General features: G+C 71.7%; 5 protein-coding genes and 1 riboswitch. Of the genes, 2 read left to right on the forward strand and 3 right to left on the reverse strand.

Annotation, left to right across the window (positions count from 1 at the left end):
- Positions 1-1294: acyl-CoA dehydrogenase family protein (locus G6022_RS06265; protein ID WP_182691193.1), on the reverse strand; the 1294-nt coding region annotated here is incomplete at its 3' end.
- Between the two features lie 106 nt (positions 1295-1400).
- On the reverse strand, positions 1401-2564 hold the full coding sequence (locus tag G6022_RS06270; protein ID WP_182639242.1) for a pyridoxal phosphate-dependent aminotransferase: 1164 nt from the start codon (positions 2562-2564) through the stop codon (positions 1401-1403).
- 45 nt (positions 2565-2609) lie between these two features.
- Here G6022_RS06270 and G6022_RS06275 point away from each other — a divergent pair, with 45 nt between their 5' ends.
- A complete protein-coding gene (locus G6022_RS06275) occupies positions 2610-3071 on the forward strand; it encodes a Rieske (2Fe-2S) protein (protein WP_182639243.1) in 462 nt (153 codons plus the stop codon).
- Positions 3072-3320: 249 nt separating this feature from the next.
- Positions 3321-3514: riboswitch (FMN riboswitch) on the forward strand.
- Positions 3515-3607: 93 nt separating this feature from the next.
- The gene (locus G6022_RS06280) at positions 3608-4327 is read left to right on the forward strand and encodes a nicotinamide mononucleotide transporter family protein (RefSeq protein WP_182691195.1); all 720 of its coding nucleotides are present in this window, start codon (positions 3608-3610) and stop codon (positions 4325-4327) included.
- Between the two features lie 138 nt (positions 4328-4465).
- Here G6022_RS06280 and G6022_RS06285 read toward each other — a convergent pair.
- Positions 4466-5662 (reverse strand): MFS transporter (locus G6022_RS06285; protein ID WP_182691197.1); only part of this gene is annotated, 1197 nt, incomplete at its 5' end.

A 5662-nucleotide genomic window follows, 5' to 3' on the forward strand; every position in this document is an offset into this window, starting at 1 on the left:
GGGGGTAGTCCTTCAGATATCCCGAGCCGCCGAAGCACTGCAGCGACTCCGCCAGGCACTGGTAGGAGCGCTCGGACCCCACGCCCTTGACGATCGGGAGCAGCAGGTCGTTGACGGTGTGCGCCAGTTCCGGGCCGGCGCCCGAGACGACCTCCGCGGCCACGATGTCCTGGTGGGCGGCCGCATAGAGGTACACCGCGCGCAGTCCCTCCGCGTACGCCTTCTGGGTGAGCAGCGACCGGCGCACGTCGGGGTGGTGGATGACGGTGACCTTCCCGGCGTCGGGCTTCCCGGCGTCGGCCATGTCGTTGCCCTGCACGCGCTCCCGGGCGAACTCCAGCGCGTTGAGGTAGCCCGTGGACAGGGTGGAGATCGCCTTGGTCCCCACCATCATCCGAGCGGCCTCGATGGTCTTGAACATCTGCTTGATTCCCAGGTGGGAGTCCCCGGCGAGGAAGCCGACGGCGGGCCGGCCGTGTGCGCCGAACGCCACCTCGCACGTCGCGGAGGCGGTGAGCCCCATCTTCTTCTCGATCCCGGTCACGTACACGCCGTTGCGCTCACCGGGCGCCGCGGTCTCGGGGTCCGGCAGGTACTTGGGGACCAGGAAGTAGCTCAGGCCCTTGGTTCCGGGGCCCGCGCCCTCGGGCCGGGCGAGCACCTGGTGCCAGATGTTCTCGAACAGGTCGCCGGAGTCGGCGCCGGTGATGAACCGCTTGGCGCCCTCGATGTGCCAGGTGCCGTCGGGCTGCTCGATCGCCTTGGCGCGAACGGCGCCCACGTCCGAGCCCACCTCGGCCTCGGTGAGCATCATGGACGAACCGTGGTTGCGGTCGATGATCCGGGCGGCCCATTTCTGCTGCTGCTCATTGCCGATGGTGTGCATGATCTCGGCGAACAGCGGTCCGGACAGGTACATGAAGATCGACGGGTTGGCCCCCAGGAGGAACTCCGTGATCGCCCACGTGACCATGCGCGGCGCCGCGACGCCGCCGACCGCGGGATCCACTCCGACCAGACCCCACCCACCGTCCTGCCAGGCGCGGACCGAGGCCACGTACTCCGGCGGGAGCGTGACCTCGTGGGTCTCGGGGTCGAACGTCGGCGGGTTCCGGTCGGCGGCGGAGAACGAGGCCGCCACGGGCCCCTCCGCCAGGGCGGCGGCCTCCCGCAGCATGGTGCGCACCGTCTCGCCGTCGAGCTCCGTGTCGTCCCGATCGAGGATCTCGTCGAGCCCCAACACCTCGAACAGGACGAACTCCAGGTCACGCGGGTTGCTGCGGTAGTGGGACACTCGGGTACTCCTCGTCGACGCACGGGCGCGCCGCCCGGCGCGCCAGGCAACCACCGTAGGGCCTGCGAGACGCTCGCGCGAGTCGGTCCGGAGCGCGCTCCGTTTCTTACCGGTCGGCGAGCGCGCGGAGCCGGCGGCCGGCCTCGTCGAGGACCTCGGGCCGTTTGCAGAACGCGAACCGCACCAGGTGCGACCACTCGTCGGAGTACGTGTCGGTGAACGGCGCGAACGGCACCGCCGCCACGCCGATCCGTCCGGGCAGCTCCAGGCACCAGGACGCGGCGTCGGTGACGCCGAGCGGTCGCGGATCCGCCGTGAGGAAGTAGGTCCCCTGGGTGGCGGCGAGGTCCAGCCCGACGCCCGTGAGGATGTCCACCAGCTGGTCCCGCCGGTCCTGCATCTGCGCCCGTAGCGCCCGGATCCACGCGTCCTCGTGACGCAGGGCGTGCGCGACGGCGAGCTGCAGCGGTGTGCCGGCGGTGTAACTCATGTACTGCTTGGCGGCCCGGACGCCCGCGATCAGCCCGGCCGGCCCGGTCACCCATCCGATCTTCCAGCCGGTGCAGTTGAGCATCTTGCCGGCGCTCGAGATCCGCAGGGTGCGCTCGGCCATCCCCGGCAGGGTGGCGATCGAGACGTGCTCGTTGTAGTCGTAGGTCAGGTGTTCGTAGACCTCGTCCGAGATCGCGATCGCGTCGAACTCGTGGCACAACGCCGCGATCTGCTCGAGGTCCTCCCGCGGCAGCACCGCTCCGGTGGGGTTGTGCGGCGAGTTGACCAGCACTGCCCGCGTCCGCGGGGAGAACGCCGCCCGCAGTGAGTCCAGGTCGAGCCGGAAACGATCGCCCGAGCGGACCATCCTCGCCGCGCGCCTGGTGGCCCCGGCCATCGCCACGGTGGCGGCGTAGGAGTCGTAGTACGGCTCGATCACCACCACCTCGTCGTCGGGCTCCACCAGGCCCAGCACCGCACCGGCGATCGCCTCCGTGGCGCCGACGGTGACCAGGACCTCTGTGTCCGGGTCGTGGACCAGACCCGTGTGGCCGGTCTCGTGGGCGACGATCGCGTGCCGGAGCTCGGGCACCCCCGTCCCGGGTGGGTACTGGTTGTGGCCCTCGCGCATGGCACGCACGGCGGCGTCGATCATCGACGCGGGGCCGTCGGTGTCGGGGAAGCCCTGCCCCAGGTTGACGGCCTCGAACCGCACGGCGAGTTGGGTGACCTCGGCGAAGATCGTGGTGGCGTGGGGCTCGAGACGGCGGACGGTCATGTCGTCAGCCTAGGTCCGCCGTCGCCGCCCGATACGATGGACCACATGACCGAGCACCCCGCCGCCGCATCCGTCTCCGTCGGACCGTGCACGCAGCGCCGCACCGTCCTGGCCGCCCTGCCCGGGATCATCCTGCTGCCGGGGATCGCCTCGGCGTGCGGGATGACCGAGCCGGCGGAGCCGCCGTCCACCGTGCAGCAGACGACCGAGGTGCAGGCCACCTCGATCCCCGCCGCGGACGTGCCCGTCGGGACCGCCAAGCAGGTCAAGTCGGGGGACGCGACGGTCATCGTCGCGCAGCCCACCGAGGGTGAGTTCGTCGCGTACTCGGCCCGCTGCACCCATCAGGGTGGGACCGTCCAGGTGGTCCGCGACCTGCACCTTCGGTGTCCGCTCCACGGCGCCGAGTACGACGCGACCGACGGCAGCAACACCCTCGCGCCGGCCCCTCGGCCGCTCGACGTGGTCCCGGTGACCGAGGCGAACGGCCAACTGACGATCGGCTGACCCGCGGCTGACCTGGGCTGACCCGGGCTGCCCCGCGGACGCGGGGCGCGGACGCGGGGCGCGGGCCACCAGCACCCGCCCCGCATCGAGAAGAGCGTTCCGCACCCATCGGCCGAGTGAGAATGCACGGGACGCTCTTCTCGACGGCGTGCTTCCCGGCAGCGCGACGCCGGCGGGCTGACGGAGTGACTCATCGCGCCTCCGGGGTGCGGGAGTTGCGGCGTCGCACTCGGCAGGAGTAGAACGGGAACACGTTCTCAGGGCGGGGTGAAATTCCCCACCGGCGGTGATGCCACCGGCTCCATAGCCGGGGGCGAGCCCGCGAGCGCCCCGCACACGCGGCGGGCCGGACATCGAGTCCGGCCGGGCCGCATGCGCGGGGGTCAGCAGACCCGGTGTGATCCCGGGGCCGACGGTCAAAGTCCGGATGGAAGAGAACAACGTGTCCCCGAGGGACCGCGGCCCGGCCGTGGAACCGTGGGCGATGCGGCATAAGCCCTGGGCCGTCTGTGTTGAGCCCGTGAAAGGGGCACACGATGAGCCTTCTCGTCTCATTCCTCGACGCGCAGTTGATAATCGGCGGAGTGCCGATCCTGTGGCGCGAGATCATCGGCAATGTCTTCGGCCTGGCCGCCGCGATCGGCGGGATGCGCCGCGTGGTGTGGGCCTGGCCGGTGGGGATCGTCGGCAACCTCACGCTGCTCACCGTTTTCCTCGGCGGCGTCTTCCACACCCCGCAGGACGTCGACCTCTACGGTCAGGCCGGTCGGCAGGTCATGTTCCTCGCCGTCGGGCTCTACGGCTGGTGGCGCTGGTCGCGGGACCGTCGGATCAGCGCGGCCCTGCCCGGGCAGGCGGGGGTCGAGGCCGTCGCGGTCCATCCGCACTGGGCCACGGGCCGGCAGCGGGCGGGGCTCGTCGCAGGGATGATCGTCGGCACCCTGGTCTTCGGCTGGATCTTCTCCGAGCTCGGGTCGTGGGGCCCGTGGGCGGACGCGTGGATCTTCACCGGCTCGATCCTGGCCACCTACGGCATGGCCCGCGGGTGGACGGAGTTCTGGCTGCTGTGGATCGGCGTCGACATCGTGGGTGTACCGCTGCTGCTCAAGGCCGGGTACTACCCGTCGGCGGCGCTCTACCTGGTGTACGGGGCGTTCGTCATCTGGGGGTTCGTGGTGTGGTGGCGCGTCGACCTGGCGGAGCGGGCGGGGGAGTCGTCTCCCGGGGAGCGGTCGGAGCAGGTGGCTGTGGGCTGACGCCCGCGGTCGGGCCTCGCCTCGAGGCCTGCGCCCGACCGCCCGCGCCTCGCCGAAGGGTCGGACCCGCTCACGTTTCCCCGGGGTGGGCTCCGGCGATCGGGCAGATATGCGACCACTCGGCGGACGCCCCGGGTGTCAGACCGCCGTGACCCGAGGGGCCCCAGCCGCACCCGCCGCACGCCGCGGTCGCACAGCAGCCACCACGATCAACGACAGTGCAGCGAGCGCGAACCCGAGCCCGCGGAACTCGATCCACGCGAACACCAGCCCCGAGAGCAGGCCGCCCGCCGCGCCGGACAGCGCCACGGCCACGTCGGCCTGGCCCTGGACGGTCGCGCGAACCGAGGTGGGAACGGAGGTGGTGAGGACGGTGGTGCCGGCCACCAGGCCCAGGCTCCACCCCAGCCCCAGCAGGATCAGCGCCGTGGTGACCAGCACCGTCGACTGCGGTGGCGACACAGCGGCGAGCACGCCCGAGGTCAGCAGCACCAGACCCGCCGAGACGGCGACGAGCCGCGTGCCGAACTTGTCGACAAGGTAGCCGGACAGCGGCGCCGGCAGGAACATCGCCGCCACGTGCAGAGAGATCACCAACCCCACCACGGTCACAGCGTGATCATGCGCACGCATGTGGACCGGGGTCATGGTCATGAGGCCGACCATCACGAACTGCGTCAGTGCCATCACCGCGACTCCGGTGATCACATCGCCCGTCCAGATGCGGGCGGGGGCATCCGCCCCGGCGTGGGAGGACGTGATGTCGGGAACCGCGGCGCCGGAGAATGCGGGCCCGGGGACCGCGGCGCCGGAGACCGCGGCGGTCGTGACCCCGGAGGACGACGTGATCGACGACGGCGAGGGGGTCGCCGAGCCCACCGCCGCCGTCTCCCGCCTCCGCGCCTCGAGCAGCGGATCAGGCCTGAGCAGCAGGGAGATGACGAGCGCAGCGCCGCCGTAGGCCACCGCCGCGAGGAGGAACGGTCCGGCCAATGGGAGCAGGCCGAGCGATTCGGCGACAGCGCCCGTCGGACCCACGAGGTTGGGCCCGGCCACGGCCCCCGCGGTGGTTCCCAGCAGGACGTACGACAGTGCCCGACCGCGGCGCTCGGGGGTCGCCAGGTCGGCTCCGGCGTAGCGGGCCTGCAGGTTGGTGGCGGTTCCGGAGCCGTAGATGACGAACGACAGGAACAGCAGCGGCAGGGATTCGATGGACGTCGCCACGACGATCCCGATCGCCCCGAGCGCCCCGAACGCGAAGCCCGCGGCCAATCCGGGGCGCCGCCCCCGCGCCTGGGACAGCTTGCCCACGGCGACCGCGGCGAGCGCGGACCC

The organism is Dietzia sp. Cai40, assembly GCF_014145165.1.
GTDB classification, from domain to species: Bacteria; Actinomycetota; Actinomycetes; order Mycobacteriales; family Mycobacteriaceae; genus Dietzia; species Dietzia natronolimnaea.

Coding starts and splice junctions, on each gene's coding strand:
- G6022_RS06280 (WP_182691195.1), top strand. CDS start 3,608: ATGAGCCTTCTCGTCTCATTCCTCGACGCGCAGTTGATAATCGGCGGA.
- G6022_RS06270 (WP_182639242.1), bottom strand. CDS start 2,564: ATGACCGTCCGCCGTCTCGAGCCCCACGCCACCACGATCTTCGCCGAG.
- G6022_RS06275 (WP_182639243.1), top strand. CDS start 2,610: ATGACCGAGCACCCCGCCGCCGCATCCGTCTCCGTCGGACCGTGCACG.